Raw genomic sequence first — 18,733 nt, 5'->3', positions numbered from 1 at the left:
CTTAGATCCTCGGAACCCAATAGATGATGAGATAGAGCACGACCCACGAGACGACCACGAAGTCCCAGTAGAAGGCGTTGTCCGACACGTCGCTGAGACGGCGTCCGGCCTTGCCTTTTTGCGTGAACATGAGAACCGCAAGCACGATTGTGTCCCCGACATCGGTAAGAAGATGTGAGGTGTGAAGACCGAGCAGGAACCAGACAATCGACCCGTAGGCATTCTGGTCCCAGGAGATCCGGAGCGCAGGAAATTCCCAGATGCGAACGATCAGGGGAAGAATTCCGGCAATCGACATGATCACAATGCCAATGCGGACCTTGGTGAGATCCTGCCGCCGCGCCCAAAGCTCCACCAGATGGTTGGGGACGACGCTCGCAAGCAGCATGATCAATATCGTCGTGCCTGGCAAAAGATCGGGCGCCGGCGCGCCAATCGGCCAATGCTTGGCCAGCACGGCCAGATAGAAATAGGGACCGATCGCCAAGGCAAAACCGGTTGCTTCCAGAGCGATGAAGGCAAGGGTTCCCCACCACATGGGGCTTGCGGCGCCGAAATCATATGTCGGCAGATGGCTGACGTCGGCGACCGGGCGGTGTCTCATTCCTCGTCCTCCGGCTCGCCTTTCGGCCAGAACCAGCAGATAAAGCTGATCGAGACCGGTATTGCACCCCACACCACGGCCCATGGCGTGTAGATCGAACCGAGAAACGCGCCGCCCACCGCGATGGCCGAAAGCAGCGGCCAGATCGAATTGCCGGCCGATGGCTGGCGCAGTTGCGGCACCGCGTCGGCGACCGTGCTGGCAAGCACTTCGCGGGCATCGACGCGCAAGCCCTCGACGACCGGAAGCGTGTCGGGCTCATCCCAGAGCGGCTCCCTATGCGTTACGACCGGCAGGCGCGAAAAATGGTAGGAAGGCGGCGGCGACGTCGTCGCCCATTCCAGCGTGCTCGCCCCCCAGGGATTGTCTCCTGCAATGCTGCCGCCGCGAAGGCTGAGCAGGACGTTCAGGAAAAAAAGCGCAAAGCCGGCGAACACCACCAGCGACGAGACGCTGATGAACAGGTTCATCTCGCCCCAGCCGCTTGCCGGCGGATAAGTGTAGACGCGGCGCGGCATGCCCTGCAGGCCGAGAATGTGCATGGGAAAGAAAGTGAGATTGAAACCGATGAAGACCAGCCAGAAATTCCAGCGGCCGAGCCTCTCGGACAGCATGCGACCGGTGATCTTGGGAAACCAGTAATAGACGGCGCCGAGCAAAGGGAAGACGGCGCCGCCGATCAGCACATAGTGGAGATGCGCGACCACGAAATAGGTATCGTGCACCTGCAGGTCGAGCGGCACCGAGGCGACCATGACCCCGGTCAGGCCGCCGATCACGAAGGTGAAGATAAAGCCGAGTACGAAAAGCATGGGCGTGGCGAAGATCGGCCGGCCGCCCCAGATCGTCGCAATCCAGCAGAAGATCTGGATGCCGCTCGGAATGGCGATCATCATCGAGGAGGCGGTGAAGAAGCTCTCGCCGAGCTGCGGCAGGCCGGTGGCGAACATGTGATGCACCCACAGCCCAAAGGAAAGCAAGCCAATAGCTATCAGTGACAGCACGATCCCAAGATAGCCGAACACCGGTCGGCGGACGAAGGTGGGCAGGATCGCGGAGACGAAGCCGGTTGCCGGAATGAAGATGATGTAGACCTCAGGATGTCCAAAGAACCAGAAGAGGTGTTGCCACAGCAGCACATCGCCTCCGGCTGCGGGATCGAAAAATTTGGTGCCGACCAGCCGGTCGAGGATCAGCATCGTGCTTGACACCATCACCGCGGGCATGGCGAACAGTATGACGAACGCCATAATCAGGACCGACCAGACATAGAGCGGGATACGATCGAGCGTCATGCCCGGTGCGCGTTGCTTGAAAACCGTCGCGATGATCTCGACGGCAACCGCCAGTGCCGACACTTCCGTGTAGGTCACCATTTGCGCCCAGAAGTCGGGGCGCTTGCCGATTCCATATTCGGGCCCGGCCACCGGCACGTAGGAGAACCAGCCGGCATCCGCCCCCGTGTCGAATGCGAAGGCGATCCAGATCATCAGGCCACCCGAAAGATAGACCCAATAGCTGAAGGCGTTGAGCCGCGGGAACGCGACGTTGCGGGTGCCGATCATCAGCGGCACAAGGTAGATCGCGAACGCCTCCATTATCGGCACGGCGAACAAAAACATCATCGTCGTGCCGTGCATGGTGAAGAGCTGGTTGTACAAATCGGGGCCGATATGACCGGCCTCGGGCGTTGCGAGCTGAAACCGCATGGCGAGCGCCGACAGGCCCGCCAGGACGAGGAACAGAAAGGCTGTTACCATATAGCGCCGGCCGATCAGCTTGTGGTCGACCGTCACCAGCCAGCCATACAGACCTTTCGGTGTCTGCCAGGCATGCGCCAGAAAGGCGTGCAGCCGCGCCTCCTCGAGGCCGGTGTCGCGTATACCTTTTAGACCCTTTTCCTGCTTTTGCCCGACTGCCTTTCCCGCGATGCCGCTCATTCGAGGCTTCCAAGATAGGTGGCGACCGCGTTGAGATCGTCGGCGCTGAGCGCAACACGCGGCATTTTGGCGCCGGGTTTCGTCGACTGCGGATCGGCGATCCATGCGGCAAGCGCACCGGGTGTCATCGCCAGCGTATCGGCGGCCAATGCGCGTCGGCTTGCGAGATGAGTAAGGTCAGGCCCAATGGTTCCGTTGGCCGGCGTGCCCCTTACAGTGTGGCAGAGCGCGCAGCCGGTGGAAAGAAAGGCTTGCTGGCCGCGGCGTTCTTCGTCTCCGACGGGCGCGGCTGCGGCGGCATCTTGCCTCGATCGCCACATGTCGAACGCCTCGCGGCTTTCCGCGATGACGGTGATGGCCATATGGGCGTGCTGGTAGCCGCAGAACTCGGCGCACTGGCCTCGGTAGACGCCGGGCTTATCGGCAATGAGGGTGAGTTCGCTCGGCCGGCCCGGGATGAGGTCCCGTTTGCCAGCGAGGCCTGGCACCCAGAAGCTGTGAATGACGTCCGGCGAATCGAGATTGATCTTGACGGGCTCGCCGACAGGGACATGGATTTCATTGGCCGTGACGATCATCCGCGATGGATTATCGCCGGGATAGCGTATCTCCCACCACCATTGATGCCCGGTGATGCGAACGGTGAGCGTCGCTGTCCCGCTCAGCGAGGCAACGGATCGGCCCGCGAAGAAGCTCGTTAACGTCAGCGCAGCCAAGATTAACACGGTCGACGCTGTGGCGCCTACGACAGCGCGGCCGAACCGGCGCTCCCGGTGGTTGTCGATACGCAGCGGCGAATGGCCTGCTCTCGCCCGGCGCCGGTGGAAAAGCGCCATTGCCATTGCCGCCATGACAAGCAGCCATGTTGTCGTCGCAACCGCGCCAAAGGACCAGATGAGATCAAGAATGCTGCGGGCATTGGAACCACGCGCATGGAGCGCGGATTGCCAGTCGCTGCATCCCGTCAAGGCCAATATTGAGGCGGTGCCGGCCGGGTTCGCGATGCCTGCAAGGTGATTGCCGAACGAGCTTCGAGCTGGATGCGAAAGGCTAGCCGATACGGATGGTCGTCTCCGTTTCCTGGGGCGGACCACCGGGCTCGTGCACCTTGCCATGAAGAAATCACCATCAATGCCAGAGGCCATAACGCGATTGGTTGTAAAAGGATGCCTTGGCAACCACCCTTCAGTTCAAGGAATGTGGAATGGCGGGAAGCTGGGCCTGCCGGCTCTAACGCTAGGCGGACGCAACCAAATGGTCGGTCTGTCGTTCCTCCGGCAAACGCCACGCCGCAAACCGTCAGGACCGAACTCATGAAAAACACAGGCAAAACAATCAGCGGAAACCGGACCGTCCCAGGTAAAGACGATCGCCTCAACCAAGACCGCGAAAGCAGGGCACGGAAGCCCAAGGAGCAAGCTGATGATCCCGCCAACAACCATCCCCAAGAGGACCCGGCGGAGGGTTCGCGCCTCACGGTTGAGCACGAATTGGACCGACAGGATCGATTGGGGCGGGGCGCATCTCAATCCACCAGCGAAGCGAAGCGTGCGCGTGACGAATTGCCGGAGCAGGTCAGGCAGCAGACCGAATTGCCGGGCCGAGGCTCGGCCTGACAAAGTCCGAATTTCGCGACCTTGCCGAGGCGGCAACGCGCGCAGGGTAGCGCGCCGCTCTCGCTACAGATGGCGACTCGATGCGGGATTTTTGAGTGATTATCTCGAAGTCAGGAACGATCCAAACCCTCACGCATTTAGCTACGTCTGCGTCACAGAATTCATCTCTGCCGGGAGCTGCACCATTGTCCTCCAGGGGCTTTGCTTTGGCCAACCAAGAAACCGAGCAAGTTTCGATCGTTGACCTGATACCCGCCTTGCGGGCCTTTGCGCGTACCTTCTGCCGCAGTCCGGACGATGCGGATGATCTTGTCCAGGAAACGTTGACCAAGGGTCTTGCCAACCTCGATAGATTCGAAGCGGGAACCCGGATGAAGTCGTGGCTCTTTACCATCATGCGCAACACCTTCTACACGCGCACAAAAGCTGCCGACAGGGAGAGCCCAGGGCTGCTCGACTGCGCCTCCCTGGTTCCCGTTTCGGAGGCTGCGCAGGAGTGGTCGATCCAGCGCAAGGAAGTTTATAGCGCCATCCAGCAACTACCGAGACAACAACGCGAGGTGTTGATGCTGATCGGAGTTCTCGGCGTGAGCTATGAAGAAACGGCCAAAATCTGCGGCTGTGCGGTGGGAACGGTTAAAAGCCGTCTCAACCGCGCACGCGCCGGCGTACTCGAGCGTCTTGGGGAAAATTCGCTGCAGACGCTGCTGGAAAGGCGCGGTCACGTGTCCGAAGGACGTTTGGGCTTCGGCACACGATAGGCGAGGCAGCTAATTCCTCTTTGCCGCCAGCCGACGCTTTTCGACGAGCGCGTTCTGCAATTGAACCGCCAGGTCTTTCAGCCGATTGGGGACCTTCTCCTGCTCTATCGCCGCCAGCAAGGAGGCTATTTCCCGGTCCAGCACCAGACTGACCTGCGGATCAATGTTATCGTCGCTCGAGCGAGACATCGCGTTCCCTACCAGGTTCTATCCTCGTCATGTTGCCAGCACAGAACCGAACTGTTCAATAACGCTGCAGGGCCGTCTACGCCAACAAAACGAACCCTGGTCATTATTTCCACAACTGCGGGCAGCGTCGAGCCGATCAACGCGCCGGGCTTCGTTTATGACCTGCTATTTTGCGCCGAGCGTCCGCCAGTTTGGACGTCGCGGCTCAGCCGGTATCACATCACCCGACACTTGTCGCAGCAGGCGGAAGCACCGATCGGGGCCAGATCCAAATTGGATCGATGCACTGCCGTCAAGTTGACCTCACGCTGCGCTCTTCATCGACGCCCGAACCCGCGCCGGGCCGTAATGTTCCAACCGGTACGAGCATGAAGGCAGTTCCATCCCACAGGCGGAATGGCCTCTCGCCATCGATCACAACCTGCATGCCGTATGCTTCGGCGAGGTGATTGATCTCGGAGCGATCCAGCGCTGGAGAGCCGCGATAGGAGTAGTTCAGAATTGCAGCCATGCCCGGTCGTTTCAGCACGCGCCCAATCTCCTTCAAGTATCGCTCCGCGAGTCCGGCCAGCACCAGATAGGGAAAGCTGTCGACGGCCAGCACGCAATCGAAGCTGGCGTCGCCGAAATCGGCGAGATCGAGGCCCGAGGTCAGCCGGAGTTCCACATTTGGCAGCGCGGCGCACCGCTCAAGCCCGATCGAAATCATGCTCGGCGATATATCGATCCCGACGACCCGCAGCGCGGCGGGGGAAAGCGCGATTTCAAAACGCCCGATGCCGCAGCCAATGTCCAGTATACGAAGTCCGGCGCCGGTGAAGCCTTGTCTTTGCAGCCACCCGGTGATCTCAGCGGTGGCAGCCGAGAGCTTTTCCTCATCGCCGAGGGACGACAACTGGACGCTTGCCGCCGATGAAATCCTCGCTGCCGCATCGAAGCTCGACGCAAGTCGCTGGACCACCGCTGCATCCGTTTCCGCTTCCTCGCGTCGATGGCGAACAGCAGCACCTGTTTCGCGCAACAGCGCCAAGGTATCGGGCCTGTGACGGAGCAGGCTGGCGACCCGTTGTAGCTTGTCCTGGTTTTGAAGATCCGTCGAAGACATGTCCTGTGCGATCTGAGCCAGCTCGCCAGCGTCTATGCCTGCTTCGAAAAGAAGCGCGAGCCTGGCGATGATCGTTTCGGCGCCGGCGCCTTCCGACATCCAATGCTCGATCGCTTTTCTTGCGGCCGATGCCCGTGGCGAATGTCCGGCCCCGCTCACGGGATCGAGCCTCGAGTCCAGATCCTGTGCTTTGTCCATTGATCGACGGCGCCCCAACTGTACTTGTAAGCCTCGCGCCCGCGCAAAAAGTCGAACTCGCTAGCGCCTTCTCGAAGTGCCTCGGTTATGGCGTGGCCGATTAGGATCGCGCCGGGACTGACCTCGGCATAGTCTGGGTCGAAACCGCCAAGATAGGCATAGGCGCGCTGACGATGGTGAAAGCCGTAATAGGCACCTATGACCTGGTCGTCGATGGCTATGAGCCAGCATCGGACAAGACCATGCGCGGCGAGCGGGGGCAGTGCGTGCCTATGGAACTCTTTGACATTGGGGCCGTTCAGCACGCCGTCACCATAACCGGCCCAGCGCGCGCCGTGCAGGCGAACCAGATGATCGAGGAACAATCGGGGATCGTTCTGTGCCGGCCAGACCGAGACACGGCCGCACCCGCAAGCGGCTCTGTACGCGCGACGCAATTGTCGCCGTCGCCGTGAAGGAACGCAGCCTGCAAGCCGGTCGTCACCGGCAATCGCGAGTACGGGACAAGCCGCATGGTTGACGGCCTCGCTGGCTTCCATCGCGGGATGGCTGATGGCGAGGCCGGCAGCGTCGGCCGGCAGGTCCGGTAGAATCCATTGCGACCATTCGATCTTGGCAACCACGTCGGCAATGATGCCGGCAACAGCCATTTCGATGCCGGGCAGGCAGAGAATGTCCAGATAGTCGCTCAGGGAGATTCCGACCGGAAGCAGCCTCGAACCAGAAATTGCCCGTTCCCGATAAAGCGGCGCCAGTCCTGCCAAATCCTCGTCACGCCAGACCGCAATCGTCGCCAGTTCGCCAGGTGCGAATGCTTCCCACCATGCAAGCAGCCAGGCAGGGCACTGAAAAGGCGTCGCCGTCCGGCTGGATGCCCAGAGCCGCCACCAGTGGGGCTCCAGATCGGCAAGGGCGGTGGGATCATCGATCACCTCGCCGCGCAGCATGTCCGCTCACCCTGTCGCCACTGCAGGCCTGCTGTGGCCGGTGCCGAGCCGAGCAAGGGCATGATAGGTGTCGATGTACGACGAGACCATGCGATCGAGCGAAAAGCGGTGCCGTGCCGCGGCGCGGCATGTCTCGGGGTCGAGGTCGGATGACGCGATGATTGCCTTCGCCATGTCGTCGACGTTGTCAACGAGAAAGCCGGTGCTGCCGTGTTCGACCACATCCGGCAGCGCTCCGTTTGGAAAGGCAATCACCGGTGTGCCGCAGGCGAGCGCCTCCATCGCCACAAGCGAGCTGGTTTCGGGCGCTAGGCTCGGAATAACGAGGCAGCGAGCCGCGTTGAGGAACCGGCGTTTCGCCGCAAAACCGAGCGGACCTACGAAGCGGCGCTGCCTGTCGAGCCGCGGCCGAACCTCGTCGTCGAAGTAGCGCGTGTGGGTCTCGTAGGGATAGACCTTGCCCGCGACAGCAAGCGGGAGACCAGCCTGCTTGGCCGCGTCGAGAGCCAGATGGATGCCCTTTTCCGGACAGATGCGGCTGAGCACCAGCGCGAAGGCGCGCCTGGATCGCCTTTCGTACAATTGATCGATATCGACGCCATTTGGAATTGGCGCAACGAGCATGGCGCCTGGCGGCGCCGTCTTCTGTTGGGAGGCCGACACGGCATGCAGCCATAGATCATCGCGCGCCGGGCGCAGGGCGTCGGCGGGATACCAATCGAGCGGCAGGTGCAACGATACGAGCGTCGGACCATCGTCAGGCAGATAGGCGTCGAAATCAATGCCGTGAAGGTGGACGACATCGATCGGCCAACGGGCCCGCGCCGCCGCAATCGCGGTGCGATGAGCCTGTCGTGCCCGGATTTTCGCCGCATCGTCGAGCACGCCTGGCTCGGCAGGCGTTTCAACGAGAATGCCTGCTGCCTTGGAGCCCTGGCAGCCGACCACGATGGACGTGTGACCCGCGCGTACCAGCGCCTGGTCGAGCATCGACAGCACTTGTTCGGCTCCGCCGACCGCGTCCGGCCCGGTCGCGGCGAGGGGGTAGGCGACATTCAGGATCGTGAGTGTCATGTCCGGTCGAACCAAAGCTTCCTGGAAACAGCGATCCGACGCCAGAATGCCGGACCAGAGCCTCCGCCTGACCAGGCCGGAAAATCATGGGACGCCATCGCGGCGGAACATGTGCTCAATGACATGATCATATAGCCGTAGCTCCGAATGCCCTGGCCTGCGAAGCGATCACTCCGGGGGCGTAGCGGCGGATCATCGCCGCGCAGAATTCCGCGAACTCCTCCGGCACGAGGGGCGGGCTCGTATGATGCGGCATCATTCCGCGGTGCTCGGGCGTGAAGCAAAAGGTTACGGTCACGTCGAAATCGGCAAGCGCCTCCATCTGCCTGTCGAACCAGTCCAGGGCGTTCGGCCTGAAACTGTCGGCCCAGGAAAGCCCGGTACGCAGCTGCGTGACCCCCAACCGCTTCATCCAGGCGACCGCGTCATCCAGCCTCGGGTCCTCGAAGTGGAACCATTGCGCCAGTCCCATTTCGGGAGTGTGACGAATGAATTCGTCGAGCGCGGGCTTGGGTGTTCCGTCCTGCCGCAGAAGACCCATGTAGAAGTGGCGGTAATAGGAGGAGCCTTCCGCTTCGCGATGGCGCGTCGTTGCTCCCCATTCACGCGGCAGATCATAGAGGCTGTACCATTGTATGCGTGGCGAATTGCCGAGCAGCAGTTCAGCGGTCCGGCGCAAACCCCAGACCTGTATTTCCTCTGCGCCGAAGCTCGAAACGCCGACCTCGCTGACCCACACGGGAAGATCGGTGACGGTCGAAATCTCGCCAAGCCTCTGGGGCCATTCCTGGATCTGCCAGAGGTTCCAGTCGAGAGGAAAACCATGGACGGCGACCGCATCGACATGGTCGAGCACGCCGAACTGCTTCATCAGCTTCATGAAATCGGCATCGATCGGCGAGATGCCGCCGAGGACCCTGGTCACCGCCGGGTTGGCCACGGCGACTGCCTGAGCGGCCAGGATAGTCATGTCGGCGAAGCGGCGCCATTCGGGGTCCAGCTCAGGGTCCCAGTGAGACTTGTTGTTCGGCTCGTTCCAGATCATCGCGGCTTCAATCATGAAGGTCTCCTTTCGACGGGTAGACGGCGCCGCCGCCGGCGGGTTCGCTTGTGGCGCGGCAGAAATAGACCTCCTGCTCGGGATGCAGCACGATCTCGAAGCCGGCGCTGCGCAGCATCGCTTCGGTGCAGGCACGATTGGGAATCCACCAGTTGGTTGGATCGTCGGCGTAGCGATGCTCGATGAAATGCAGTTTCGGAAATTCCGGTCGATCGAACATATCGTGCGTCCAGAAGGGGTAATTCTGCTCCAGGAGGGGCAGGTCGGAGCTGCCACGCTGCATCGATTGAAAGACCATCAGATCGCCGGCGACATGCTCGCGGACCAGATCGAGGGCAAGCAGGGGGTGCCGAAGGTGATAAAGCACGCCCATGAACAACACGATGTCGAAGGTCTCGCGCAGGATGCCGACGTCGTAGACCGAGAGCAGCTGGAATTCGATGTCGCAATCGGCGATCTCTGCGGCAAAGCGGGCCTGCGCCAGATAGGCCTCGTCGAAATCGATGCCGAGCACGCGGCTGGCGCCACGCCGTTTCATCTCGATCGAATAGAAGCCCGCATTGCAGCCTATGTCGAGCACGGCCTTGCCGGAGAGGTCGGCAGGAATCGCGTCGGCGAACTTGCGCCATTTCACCAATGGGTAGTTGCCGAGGAAATGATCAGGCGCGGTTTCGATGCCTGCCAGGTCCATGTTGTGGAACCACGGGCCGAGGGCATCGATGCGACGGCGGATTTCAGCGCTGGACTGGAGCATGGCTAGCCTCCTTCGCCTGGATGAAGCGGTATTTGCGCGTGAGCAGACAGCGAGAGGGGCAGATCCTCAGCTATGTTCAACGTGGCCGTACTGTTCTCCAGCAGCCGAAGCGCCGCGCGGTAGCCGTTGAAGGTGCCGACGTCGACATAGGCTGTGCCTGCCTTGACGCCGAAGGCTTCGCCCCCGGCTGCCAGATAGGCGTTGACAAGCGTGCCGATATATTCGTCGGAACGGTCTCTTTCGCGCCACAACGCCGCAAGCTGATGAAACACGTGGCCCGGCATCTTGAATGCGCCCCAGATCCAGTTTGTAGCGGCGTCCTGCTGCTTGACCTGGATTGCCTGCACCCGGCCGTCCTGCTCCAGGATGACGGCATCGAAGAGTTCAGGACGGTCTACCGGGAACAGCAGGAACGAAAGCTTGTCATTTGGCAGGCGGCTGAAGCCTTCTTCTGGAAACCAGATCGTATCGGGCAGACCAATCAGGACTGTCTCGTCCGGTGCGACGAGGGGCGCGGCGCGGAAGATTGCGTCGCAAAGGCCAACGGGCGAGGGCTGCACTACGAAGACAGCGACTGCATCGCCATACCCGGCCGCGTAGTACTCGAGAATATCCGATTTTTCCGATCCGATGATAAAACAGATCTTGTCGGTACCGGCACGCACCATGCGGCGCACCAGATATTCGCTCACCGCACAGGGGCGCTCGGCCGCGCCGTCGATACGACTGCCGACCGGCAAGAGCTCCTTTGAGAAGCCGAGCGGTTGAATGCGGCTGCCGCGCCCGGCGGCAGGCACGATGCCCAACATCAGACTGCTTCCTTCAACGGCTGCTGCGGCGTCGAGCCGTGCCGCGCATCCGACAGGATGCGATCGAGATCCCTGGCGCGTACCGCGGAGGTATGTTCATCGAGAACCCGTTCGCGGGCGCGGCGCCGGATTTGGTCGATATCGCTGTCCGGCAAGTGGAGCGCGGCGACCAAATCATCGGTGGTGTCGGCGACGATGATCTCGCTGCCGGGCTTAAAGAAGCTGCTGAGACCTGGCCAAGCGTCGGTGACGATGGCTGCGCCGCAAGCGGCAGCCTCGAACAGCCTGCCCGAGGGACACCAGCCCCTTCTGGCCATTGCCTCGCGTGTGACGTTCAGCGTCAGGCGGGAGGAGCAGAAGAAGGCCGGATGGTCCGCGGGCGGCAGGTGCCTGACGAAGAAGATGTTTTCGCTCCACGGAAACTCCAGTGGATATTGTGCGCCGCCGATGACGAAGCGGCGCTCCGGCAGGCGCAAGGCCGGGCGGACGAGCAGCCTTTCCATACCGGCCTGACGGTCCGCCGCGTAGGTTCCGAGGTAGGACAGATCTCCGGCAAATTCGGCCCTGGGCTCCGCCGGCCGGTGCCGCTCGGGATCGACATGGCCATAGAGCGGCATGACGAGGCGCGCGCCCAGAGTTGTCTTGAGCGCGTCGATTGCGGTTCCGCCGGTATAGCTCAGGACAAGGTCGAAATCTCTAAGGCCCTCGGGTCCGAAATAAGCCGGAAGTTCACCTTGTTCGATGCGGGCAAGCGTAACGGGTGTATCCAGGTCATAGAATACCTTCAAGCCGCGACATGCGCTTTGGGCCAGAAGTGAGGCGTCGACTGCGTCGGGGCAGTAGGAGGTGACGATCACGACGTCTGCCTGCTCGATCGCGTGTTCGGCGATCTGGCGGATGACCTCCCAGTCGGGATAGACAACGATATCGCCGCCGTCGAGATGATGGAGATCGCGCGTTCGGGCGTAGTAGGGCGTGTCGTGTTCGAAGAATGTGATCGACCATCCCATCCCGCCAAGGGCACGGATCAGCCCGCGCCACAGCGTGGCATGCCCGTTTCCCCATGAGGACGTGACGGTGAGACCAAAAATGACCATCCGCATCTGGCTGTCCTCATCAGGCCGCTTCGTTCAAGCGGATCAGCTTAGAGCCCCAGTCGCCGGAGACGATTGTCGTGATCGAAGCGGGATCGATGTCGAAGCGAAAACAGTCTCCCGGTGACAGGCCAAGCACGCCGCAGACGGCGCCCTTGATCACATCGGCGTGGCTTACCAGTGCGATGGCCTTGTTCTGGTGGCGTTTGCGAAGGCGCTCGATCAGCGAACCAATACGGCGCTGGACGTCCAGCATGGTTTCGCCGCTGGGCGTCATCGCCTCCTGTCGGTGGTCGTTCCATCGTCGCCAGGCGGCGTCGCGGCTCAATTCCTCGAAGGTCCTGCCCGACCAGACGCCGAAGTCGATTTCGTCGAGTTCCTCACAGACAATGCAGGTCCCGGTGCCGCAAAGGGCAGCAACCGGATCCGCAGTCTCCTGCGTGCGCTCGCGCGGGCTGCAAAAGACGGCTGCAATAGGCTCGCTTGCCATGCGGCGGGCCAGGCGCAGGGCTTGGGCCTTGCCTGTCTCGCCAAGGCGAATTCCCGCGATGCGTCCGGCAAGATAGTCGCCGACATGGTCATGCGCCGCGTGGCGGATCAGGAAGAACGTGGTCGTCATTCCGCGGCATCGAGCATCGGCTCGTCCCTGCCGGCGATGAAGGAAAGCGTGCGCAGCCGAGCCTCGGCGTCTGTGAACTGCTCGGGTGGCGACTTCATGAAGTAGCTGCAGGGTCCGGTCAGGGCGCCAGCTATGCCTCGGTCGAGTGCCAGCTTGGCGCAGCGCACCGCATCGATCACGACTCCGGCCGAATTTGGCGAGTCCCACACTTCCAGCTTCAGCTCGGCATTGAGCGGCACGCCGCCGAAAGTCGTGCCCTCGACGCGGATATAGGCCCACTTGCGATCGGTAAGCCAAGGCACATGATCGCTTGGACCGACATGGATATTGCCGGCTTCGAGCGGTACGTCGATCTGGCTCGTCACGGATTGCGTCTTGGAGATCTTTTTCGATTCCAGTCGTTCTCGTTCCAGCATGTTGAGGAAGTCGGTGTTGCCACCGAAATTGAGCTGATAGGTGCGGTCGATGCGGACGCCGCGTTCGCGGAACAAATTGGCAAGCAAACGGTGGACAATCGTCGCACCGACCTGGCTTTTGATGTCGTCGCCGACCAGCGGCAGACCGCGCTGTTCGAAGCGGAGGCGCCATTCCGGCCGTGAGGCAATGAAAACAGGAATGCAGTTGACGAAGGCACAGCCGGCTTCAAGCGCGCATTCGGCGTAGAAGCGTGTTCCTTCCTCGGATCCGACCGGCAGGTATGAGATCAGCACGTCCGCGCCGCTTTGCCGAAGCTGTGCACCGACGTCGGCGACCGGCTCTTGCGCCTCCTCGATCTGATCGCGCAAATATTTGCCGATGCCGTCAAGCGTCGGTCCGCGCTCGACGCGAACGCCTGTTTTTGCCACATCGGCAAAGCGGAATGTGTTGTTGGGTGCGCTGTAGATGGCTTCCGCGACATCGCGGCCCACCTTGCCCTTGGCGATGTCGAAAGCGCAGACCACCTCGATGTCATCGACGTGATAGCCGCCGAGATCAGCATGCATGAGGCCCGGGATCGGCTCGTTGCCTCTGGCGTCTCGATAGTATGTGAGACCCTGGACTAGGGAAGACGCGCAATTGCCCACCCCGGCTATAGCAATCCGAACCTTTTTTGATTCCACGAAACTGCCGCCATGTGCTGTTGAGGTAAGTTCCATGGCCGAACTGTCTGCGCGCCCGAATGTTCCTTGCGATACGGAATAATTACAAAGCTTACGCCAGCCGCCCCAAAATCGGTCGCTTTGAGCGGACCAACAGCAGCCGGTCTCAATCGAGGTTTCGCAGCATGTCGGCTTCCTGCTCGAGAATGGCAGCCACTTCCTCACGTTCGAGGTGCGTCATCATCAGGCTAACGCAACATTCGAGATAAGTAATCGAGGCTCTTCGCAGAAAGGCGGCCGTCTCCTGGGCGGCCATCTGCTCTAAGTCTTTGGCGGATCGTTTTGGCTGCACAGCAAGGCTCTCCATGCCAGGTCCTATGGCTCAACCCCAAGTCCGGCAGGATGTTCCGTGTTCGTGAAAAAAGTGAACCATGAAATCCGCCAGACCCACGCCTGCACGCGGAGGAGCTTGCAGGCGATAAGACGGGCTCAGGCCGGCAGGTCCTGCAGCTTGCCCAGAGAGGGAGGGATGGTTTTGGCGATCGGCGTCATCGGGCCATCCATCCGGCTTGTCTCAAGCTCGGCGAAATAGGCAATCGTTTGCACCAAGCCATGCCGGAGCGGTACCTTGGGCGACCAGCCGAGAAGTGCCTTTGCGCGGGATATGTCGGGCTGCCGCCGGCGAGGATCATCCTGCGGTAAAGGCAGGAACTTCAGAGCGGGCCTGATGCGGGCCATTTCGCTGACCAGTTTCGCCAGCTCAAGGATGGTATATTCTCCCGGATTGCCAAGATTGACTGGCTGGCGTGGATTGGGCTCGGCATCCATGAGCCTAAGCAGGCCATCCACCAAATCGGTGACGAAGCAGAAGGATCGGGTCTGCTTGCCATCGCCGAATATCGTCAGCGGTCGCCTTTCAAGAGCTTGCACGATAAGGTTCGAGACGATGCGGCCATCGGCCGGATCCATTCGCGGACCATAGGTGTTGAAAATCCGCGCGACGCGCGTGTCGGCTTTGCCTGCCCTCAGATAATCGAAGCAGAGGGTTTCCGCCGTTCGCTTGCCCTCATCGTAACAGGCGCGCGGGCCTGTGCAGTTCACATGGCCGAGATAGTCTTCCCTTTGCGGATGCTGCTCTGGATCGCCATAGACCTCACTGGTCGAAGCTTGCAGGAAACGAGCGTTATTTCGAGCGGCGAGATCAAGCAGGTTCAGTGTCCCGATCACGCAGGTCCGGGTGGTATGGATCGGGTCCGCCTGGTAGCGCGGCGGCGATGCGGCGCAGGCCAGGTTGAAGATGCGCTCGACTGGTTCCCCCAGTTTCAAAGATCGGCAAATATCCTGCTCCACCAACCGGAAGCGCGGATGATTCATGATCGGTCGGATGTTCTCCATGCGGCCCGTCAGGAAATTATCGACGCAGATCACACGGTAGCCGCACTCGATCAACTTCTCGCTAAGATGCGAACCGACAAAACCCGCGCCGCCGGCGACGAGCACCGTCGGCGTCCGCCGCGCCTTTGTTTTTGACTGCCGCGTCACGATTTTCTCCTGTCTGCCAATCATGCTGCACTCCCGATGTCCAGGACCGGAGGTTCCTGCCTCGACCGGGTCAACAGCGAAACCAATTCGCGAGCTCTTGCCGCGCCAGTATGTGACGCCAGTACAAGGGCTTGCGCCTTCATGGCCATGCTGAGCCTGGCCCGCTCCGATCGGCCGCACAGGATCTCGATCACGTCTTGAGATCGAGCGGCGGTGTGGATCGTCGACTTGGGGAAGAAGCTCTCCAGCCCCCGCCAGCGATCGCTGATGATCGGCGTGCCACAAGCGGCTGCCTCGAAAAGCCTTACGCTCGGCGACCATCCAGCCGTGATCATCGACTGGCGGGTCAGGTTCAGCGTGTAGCGTTGGCGGCTGTAGAACTCAGCATGATCGGTGGGCGCCAAATGCTCGATGCGTTCGACATTGTCCGGCCAGGCCGTATCCGGCGGATATTGCGAACCGGCGACGACAAAGCGTTTGTCCGGCATCTGGCGCGCCGGTTCGAGCAGCAGTGCCTCCAATGCCATCTGCCGGTCCGAGCTGTAAGTCCCAAGATAGCCGAGATCCCAGTCGACTGCGTTTCCGGTTCGATGATGCCGTGCCGGATCGACGGAGCAATGGAGCGGCTCGGCCCGCCGCGCACCAAAGTCCGTGACGAGACGGGCAAGCGTCGGCCCGCCAGTGAAAGAGAAATAGATATCGAAATAGGGTACCTGCCGCTTGCTCAGATAGTCGCAGTCATCCTCGACGAGCTTGGCAAGCGTCACCGGCGTATCAATGTCATAAAAGCAGAATTGCCCGACGCAAAGTGCAGCCAGAATGTCGATAACCGCCTTTCCCTCCGGAACGAAGGAGCCAACGACCACGACGTCGGCCCGCTGCAGCTCGCGGGCATAGTTGCGATGAAGCTCGGCGGTTGTTTCATAGTAGCGCAAGGTGCAGAAATCGGGATCGCGAAGATCGCGATGGTTTGCGTACCAGGGTGTCTCGCGCTCCAGGAAAGTGACGCGATGACCGAGTTCGTGAAGGCCTTTCAGCAGCCCTCGAAACGTCGTGGCGTGGCCGTTTCCCCACGATGAAGACAACGACAGGCCGAGAAAGACGATGTCGAGCCGTTTCCTCATTCCGCTGCCTCCACGGTGGGATGTTCGAAATGGCGTTTGAACACCGCGTCGGCCACGGCAGCCCTCAACGCATAGGTGTGTTCAGCCAAGACGCGGCGAAGCGCGGCTGCGCCGATCGCCTTTGCCCGTTCGACCGTCAGAGTGGCCATGATTTCGGCGACATCATCGCCATCGCGCGCCATCAGGATTTCCTCGCCGGGAGTCAGGAACAATTCGACTCCGAGCCAGGCATCCGAGATCAGACAGGCGCCCGCGCCCGCGGCCTCGAAAACGCGCGTGGCTGGCGAGAAGCCGTTCGCTGCCATGCTGTCACGGCTGATGTTCAACACCGCCTTTGGTGTGACATTGAAAGCGTTGTGATCCCGCGTTCCGACATGGCCGAGCCATGAGACATTGGCCGGAAGCGGTTTGTCGCCCCAGCCCGACCCGCCGAGCAGGAAGCGCTGCCCGGCGAGCTTGGCGGCTGGATCTAGGAAAAACGCCTCGACCCGCGTTTCTCGGTCCGGCAGACGATTGCCGAGGAACGCGAGATCGCAGACGAAACGGTTGTCTCTGGCGACGGGGTGATGCGTCTCCGGATCGAGTCCATTGTAGATCGGCACGCACTCGGTCGCACCCATCGTGCGGTAGGCCCAGACGACCGGATCGCCGCCGCCATAGGTGAGGACCAGATCAATTTGCCGCAGCGCGTGGTGAAGCGGGTGATCCGGCTCGGCACGCAATTGACCGAGGGTCGCCGGGGCGTCGACATCCCAGAATACGGTAAGGGCATCGGCGCGGGCGTTGTCGAGCACGGCGCGCAGCAGCGCATCATCCTCGAAGCCTACGCCGCTCGCCTTGACGACGATGTCGGCTTCGGCTGCGCGCGCCGCAACCTGCACAAGCGCATTGGCGGTCGCTTCGTAAACGACGACGTTGCACCAGTCCGGTGCATCCATGTCGCGGTTTTTCTGTCTGTCATATGCGTCCGGTTCATAAAAGGTAATTTGGTAACCCAGTCGCGACAGTGCCTTGAGCAGTCCGCGATAATAGGTCGCCGCGCCGTTCCAATAGGACGACAGCAGACTCGATCCGTAAAATGCCATCTTCATGCAAGGGCCTCCTCAGCGACGACTGGATTGTTGGCTTGATGACGCCCGCATTCGGCGAGCACGTCGAACAATTCGCGCACCCGGTGGCGGCAAGTGTGTCGCGCGCGGATGGTTTCGAGGCCGGACCTTGCCAGCGAGGCGGCCAGCTCCGCGTCGTTCAGTACGTCGCGAAGGTGACGGCGCATCTCTGATCCGTCGCGGGCCAAAAGAAAGTCTGTGCCTGGTCTGAAGAGTTCTTCCACGTCGCTCCACGGGGCCGAAATGAGCGGGATGCTGCAGGCGAGTGCCTCGAACATGCGGATCGTTGGTATTCCCGGCAGGCTCTCCCGATAGGGCCGCCGGGGAATGTGGACGGTGAGGCGATGTTCCGCGAAAGCCTTCGGCACGTCCGCGTTGGCGATCCAGCCCTCGTAGCGGAGGCCCGCGGCGGCAAGATCGGCGAGCGCTTCTCGCGGATAACGGACGCCGTGAACGGTGCCGGACAAACCAAGTTCGCGCACCGGGTTGACGAGGAACTCCTGAATTTCGGCGCTGCGCTCATCGTCGCCCCAGTTGCCGATCCAGATGATGTCGGATCTCGAGTCGACTTCGGGGTGCGGCTGGAACAGTCGCTCATCCGCTGCCTCATGCCAGGTGAACGCACGCTTGCCCCAGCCGGTGCGGAGGTAGGTCTCGCGCAGCGCCTCACCGAAGGCGAGCACGCCGTCATAGTGCTCCAACCGTAGCGCCGAGATCGACTGCGTGGCGGAAACCGCACGATGGTGCGTGTCGTGGAACAAAAGCGTGAAATTGCCCCTTCTCGCCCGCACCTTCCCGATCTCCGCGACAAGTCGAGGGTCCGTCCACTCGTGGACGATGACCACGTCGGCATCCGACAGCCAGCTTTCGTGATCGAAGGCATCCCCATATGTAACCGGCACCAGCTCGGGAAAGTCCTTTCGGAAGCGTTCGACCGCGAACGGACCTTTCTCCGCCAGCAGATTAGAGCGGCTCCAGCCGTCCGCCGGTTCTAGCGCAAACGCCTTGTGTCCGCAGGCAATGAGCTCGCGCATGACGCCCCGCAGGAAATGGGCGTTGCCATGATTCCAGTCGGAGACGACGGAGTGAGTTTAGAACAGGAAGCGCAT

19 protein-coding genes and 1 pseudogene are annotated in these 18,733 nt (G+C 61.4%); 2 read left to right on the top strand and 18 right to left on the bottom strand.

Annotated elements, in window-relative coordinates; genetic code table 11:
- Position 1: 1 nt before the first annotated feature.
- From NKJ90_RS28945 to coxB, 3 genes are read right to left on the bottom strand one after another with little or no spacing between them, the layout of a single operon-like run.
- Positions 2-604 (bottom strand): cytochrome c oxidase subunit 3, encoded by a 603-nt coding sequence (locus NKJ90_RS28945; RefSeq protein ID WP_352487414.1) that lies wholly within the window; start codon positions 602-604, stop codon positions 2-4.
- Positions 601-2,544 carry a cytochrome c oxidase subunit I gene (gene ctaD, locus NKJ90_RS28940; RefSeq protein ID WP_352487413.1) on the bottom strand — a complete coding sequence of 648 codons (1,944 nt, stop codon included), beginning with the start codon at positions 2,542-2,544 and terminating at the stop codon, positions 601-603. Before ctaD ends, NKJ90_RS28945 begins: the two co-directional genes overlap by 4 nt.
- Complete coding sequence (gene coxB, locus NKJ90_RS28935) at positions 2,541-3,548, bottom strand: cytochrome c oxidase subunit II (RefSeq protein WP_502904953.1); 1,008 nt, start codon at positions 3,546-3,548, stop codon at positions 2,541-2,543. Before coxB ends, ctaD begins: the two co-directional genes overlap by 4 nt.
- Before the next feature lie 309 nt (positions 3,549-3,857).
- Here coxB and NKJ90_RS28930 point away from each other — a divergent pair, with 309 nt between their 5' ends.
- Positions 3,858-4,160 (top strand): hypothetical protein, encoded by a 303-nt coding sequence (locus tag NKJ90_RS28930; RefSeq protein WP_352487409.1) that lies wholly within the window; start codon positions 3,858-3,860, stop codon positions 4,158-4,160.
- 206 nt (positions 4,161-4,366) lie between these two features.
- On the top strand, positions 4,367-4,921 hold the full coding sequence (locus tag NKJ90_RS28925) for a sigma-70 family RNA polymerase sigma factor (protein ID WP_352487408.1): 555 nt from the start codon (positions 4,367-4,369) through the stop codon (positions 4,919-4,921).
- Between the two features lie 9 nt (positions 4,922-4,930).
- Here the strand turns inward: NKJ90_RS28925 and NKJ90_RS28920 are convergent, their stop codons facing one another.
- From NKJ90_RS28920 to NKJ90_RS28850, 15 genes and pseudogenes are all read right to left on the bottom strand, one after another.
- On the bottom strand, positions 4,931-5,110 hold the full coding sequence (locus tag NKJ90_RS28920) for a hypothetical protein (RefSeq protein ID WP_023758292.1): 180 nt from the start codon (positions 5,108-5,110) through the stop codon (positions 4,931-4,933).
- Between the two features lie 292 nt (positions 5,111-5,402).
- Positions 5,403-6,140, bottom strand: a complete 738-nt coding sequence (locus tag NKJ90_RS28915) for a class I SAM-dependent methyltransferase (RefSeq protein WP_352487405.1) — start codon at positions 6,138-6,140, stop codon at positions 5,403-5,405.
- Positions 6,141-6,370: 230 nt separating this feature from the next.
- Positions 6,371-7,360, bottom strand: a complete 990-nt coding sequence (locus NKJ90_RS28910) for a GNAT family N-acetyltransferase (protein WP_352487404.1) — start codon at positions 7,358-7,360, stop codon at positions 6,371-6,373.
- 6 nt (positions 7,361-7,366) lie between these two features.
- The gene (locus NKJ90_RS28905; RefSeq protein WP_352487403.1) at positions 7,367-8,434 is read right to left on the bottom strand and encodes a glycosyltransferase; all 1,068 of its coding nucleotides are present in this window, start codon (positions 8,432-8,434) and stop codon (positions 7,367-7,369) included.
- 127 nt (positions 8,435-8,561) lie between these two features.
- Entirely contained in the window at positions 8,562-9,494 is a 933-nt protein-coding gene (locus NKJ90_RS28900) for a glycosyl hydrolase (RefSeq protein WP_023758296.1), read from the bottom strand.
- Positions 9,487-10,248, bottom strand: a complete 762-nt coding sequence (locus NKJ90_RS28895) for a TIGR04290 family methyltransferase (RefSeq protein WP_023758297.1) — start codon at positions 10,246-10,248, stop codon at positions 9,487-9,489. The genes NKJ90_RS28900 and NKJ90_RS28895 overlap by 8 nt, the downstream gene beginning before the upstream one ends.
- A gap of 2 nt (positions 10,249-10,250) precedes the next feature.
- On the bottom strand, positions 10,251-11,057 hold the full coding sequence (locus NKJ90_RS28890) for a nucleotidyltransferase family protein (RefSeq protein ID WP_352487400.1): 807 nt from the start codon (positions 11,055-11,057) through the stop codon (positions 10,251-10,253).
- Complete coding sequence (locus tag NKJ90_RS28885) at positions 11,057-12,160, bottom strand: CgeB family protein (protein WP_352487398.1); 1,104 nt, start codon at positions 12,158-12,160, stop codon at positions 11,057-11,059. The genes NKJ90_RS28890 and NKJ90_RS28885 overlap by 1 nt, the downstream gene beginning before the upstream one ends.
- A 13-nt stretch (positions 12,161-12,173) precedes the next feature.
- Complete coding sequence (locus NKJ90_RS28880) at positions 12,174-12,770, bottom strand: histidine phosphatase family protein (protein WP_352487396.1); 597 nt, start codon at positions 12,768-12,770, stop codon at positions 12,174-12,176.
- Positions 12,767-13,870, bottom strand: a complete 1,104-nt coding sequence (locus tag NKJ90_RS28875) for an inositol-3-phosphate synthase (RefSeq protein WP_023758301.1) — start codon at positions 13,868-13,870, stop codon at positions 12,767-12,769. Before NKJ90_RS28875 ends, NKJ90_RS28880 begins: the two co-directional genes overlap by 4 nt.
- 145 nt (positions 13,871-14,015) lie before the next feature.
- Entirely contained in the window at positions 14,016-14,216 is a 201-nt protein-coding gene (locus tag NKJ90_RS28870; RefSeq protein ID WP_352487395.1) for a hypothetical protein, read from the bottom strand.
- 122 nt (positions 14,217-14,338) lie between these two features.
- A complete protein-coding gene (locus NKJ90_RS28865; protein ID WP_352487439.1) occupies positions 14,339-15,415 on the bottom strand; it encodes a UDP-glucuronic acid decarboxylase family protein in 1,077 nt (358 codons plus the stop codon).
- Positions 15,412-16,515 carry a CgeB family protein gene (locus NKJ90_RS28860; RefSeq protein ID WP_023758304.1) on the bottom strand — a complete coding sequence of 368 codons (1,104 nt, stop codon included), beginning with the start codon at positions 16,513-16,515 and terminating at the stop codon, positions 15,412-15,414. The genes NKJ90_RS28865 and NKJ90_RS28860 overlap by 4 nt, the downstream gene beginning before the upstream one ends.
- Positions 16,512-17,606, bottom strand: a complete 1,095-nt coding sequence (locus tag NKJ90_RS28855; RefSeq protein ID WP_023758305.1) for a CgeB family protein — start codon at positions 17,604-17,606, stop codon at positions 16,512-16,514. Before NKJ90_RS28855 ends, NKJ90_RS28860 begins: the two co-directional genes overlap by 4 nt.
- Positions 17,603-18,733 (bottom strand): annotated as a pseudogene (locus NKJ90_RS28850) (CgeB family protein). The gene NKJ90_RS28855 and the pseudogene NKJ90_RS28850 overlap by 4 nt, the downstream one beginning before the upstream one ends.

It is taken from the genome of Mesorhizobium sp. M0051, from assembly GCF_040323235.1.
GTDB lineage: Bacteria > Pseudomonadota > Alphaproteobacteria > Rhizobiales > Rhizobiaceae > Mesorhizobium.
Note: the sequence above shows the minus strand (reverse complement) of the source record. Positions and strands in the feature narration are given on the sequence as shown.

Bases quoted from the DNA above. Each gene is read 5' to 3' on its own strand.
- NKJ90_RS28945 (WP_352487414.1), bottom strand. From the start codon at position 604: ATGAGACACCGCCCGGTCGCCGACGTCAGCCATCTGCCGACATATGAT.
- ctaD (WP_352487413.1), bottom strand. From the start codon at position 2,544: ATGAGCGGCATCGCGGGAAAGGCAGTCGGGCAAAAGCAGGAAAAGGGT.
- NKJ90_RS28930 (WP_352487409.1), top strand. From the start codon at position 3,858: ATGAAAAACACAGGCAAAACAATCAGCGGAAACCGGACCGTCCCAGGT.
- NKJ90_RS28920 (WP_023758292.1), bottom strand. From the start codon at position 5,110: ATGTCTCGCTCGAGCGACGATAACATTGATCCGCAGGTCAGTCTGGTG.
- NKJ90_RS28910 (WP_352487404.1), bottom strand. From the start codon at position 7,360: ATGCTGCGCGGCGAGGTGATCGATGATCCCACCGCCCTTGCCGATCTG.
- NKJ90_RS28905 (WP_352487403.1), bottom strand. From the start codon at position 8,434: ATGACACTCACGATCCTGAATGTCGCCTACCCCCTCGCCGCGACCGGG.
- NKJ90_RS28900 (WP_023758296.1), bottom strand. From the start codon at position 9,494: ATGATTGAAGCCGCGATGATCTGGAACGAGCCGAACAACAAGTCTCAC.
- NKJ90_RS28895 (WP_023758297.1), bottom strand. From the start codon at position 10,248: ATGCTCCAGTCCAGCGCTGAAATCCGCCGTCGCATCGATGCCCTCGGC.
- NKJ90_RS28890 (WP_352487400.1), bottom strand. From the start codon at position 11,057: ATGTTGGGCATCGTGCCTGCCGCCGGGCGCGGCAGCCGCATTCAACCG.
- NKJ90_RS28885 (WP_352487398.1), bottom strand. From the start codon at position 12,160: ATGCGGATGGTCATTTTTGGTCTCACCGTCACGTCCTCATGGGGAAAC.
- NKJ90_RS28880 (WP_352487396.1), bottom strand. From the start codon at position 12,770: ATGACGACCACGTTCTTCCTGATCCGCCACGCGGCGCATGACCATGTC.
- NKJ90_RS28870 (WP_352487395.1), bottom strand. From the start codon at position 14,216: ATGGAGAGCCTTGCTGTGCAGCCAAAACGATCCGCCAAAGACTTAGAG.
- NKJ90_RS28865 (WP_352487439.1), bottom strand. From the start codon at position 15,415: ATGATTGGCAGACAGGAGAAAATCGTGACGCGGCAGTCAAAAACAAAG.
- NKJ90_RS28860 (WP_023758304.1), bottom strand. From the start codon at position 16,515: ATGAGGAAACGGCTCGACATCGTCTTTCTCGGCCTGTCGTTGTCTTCA.
- NKJ90_RS28855 (WP_023758305.1), bottom strand. From the start codon at position 17,606: ATGAAGATGGCATTTTACGGATCGAGTCTGCTGTCGTCCTATTGGAAC.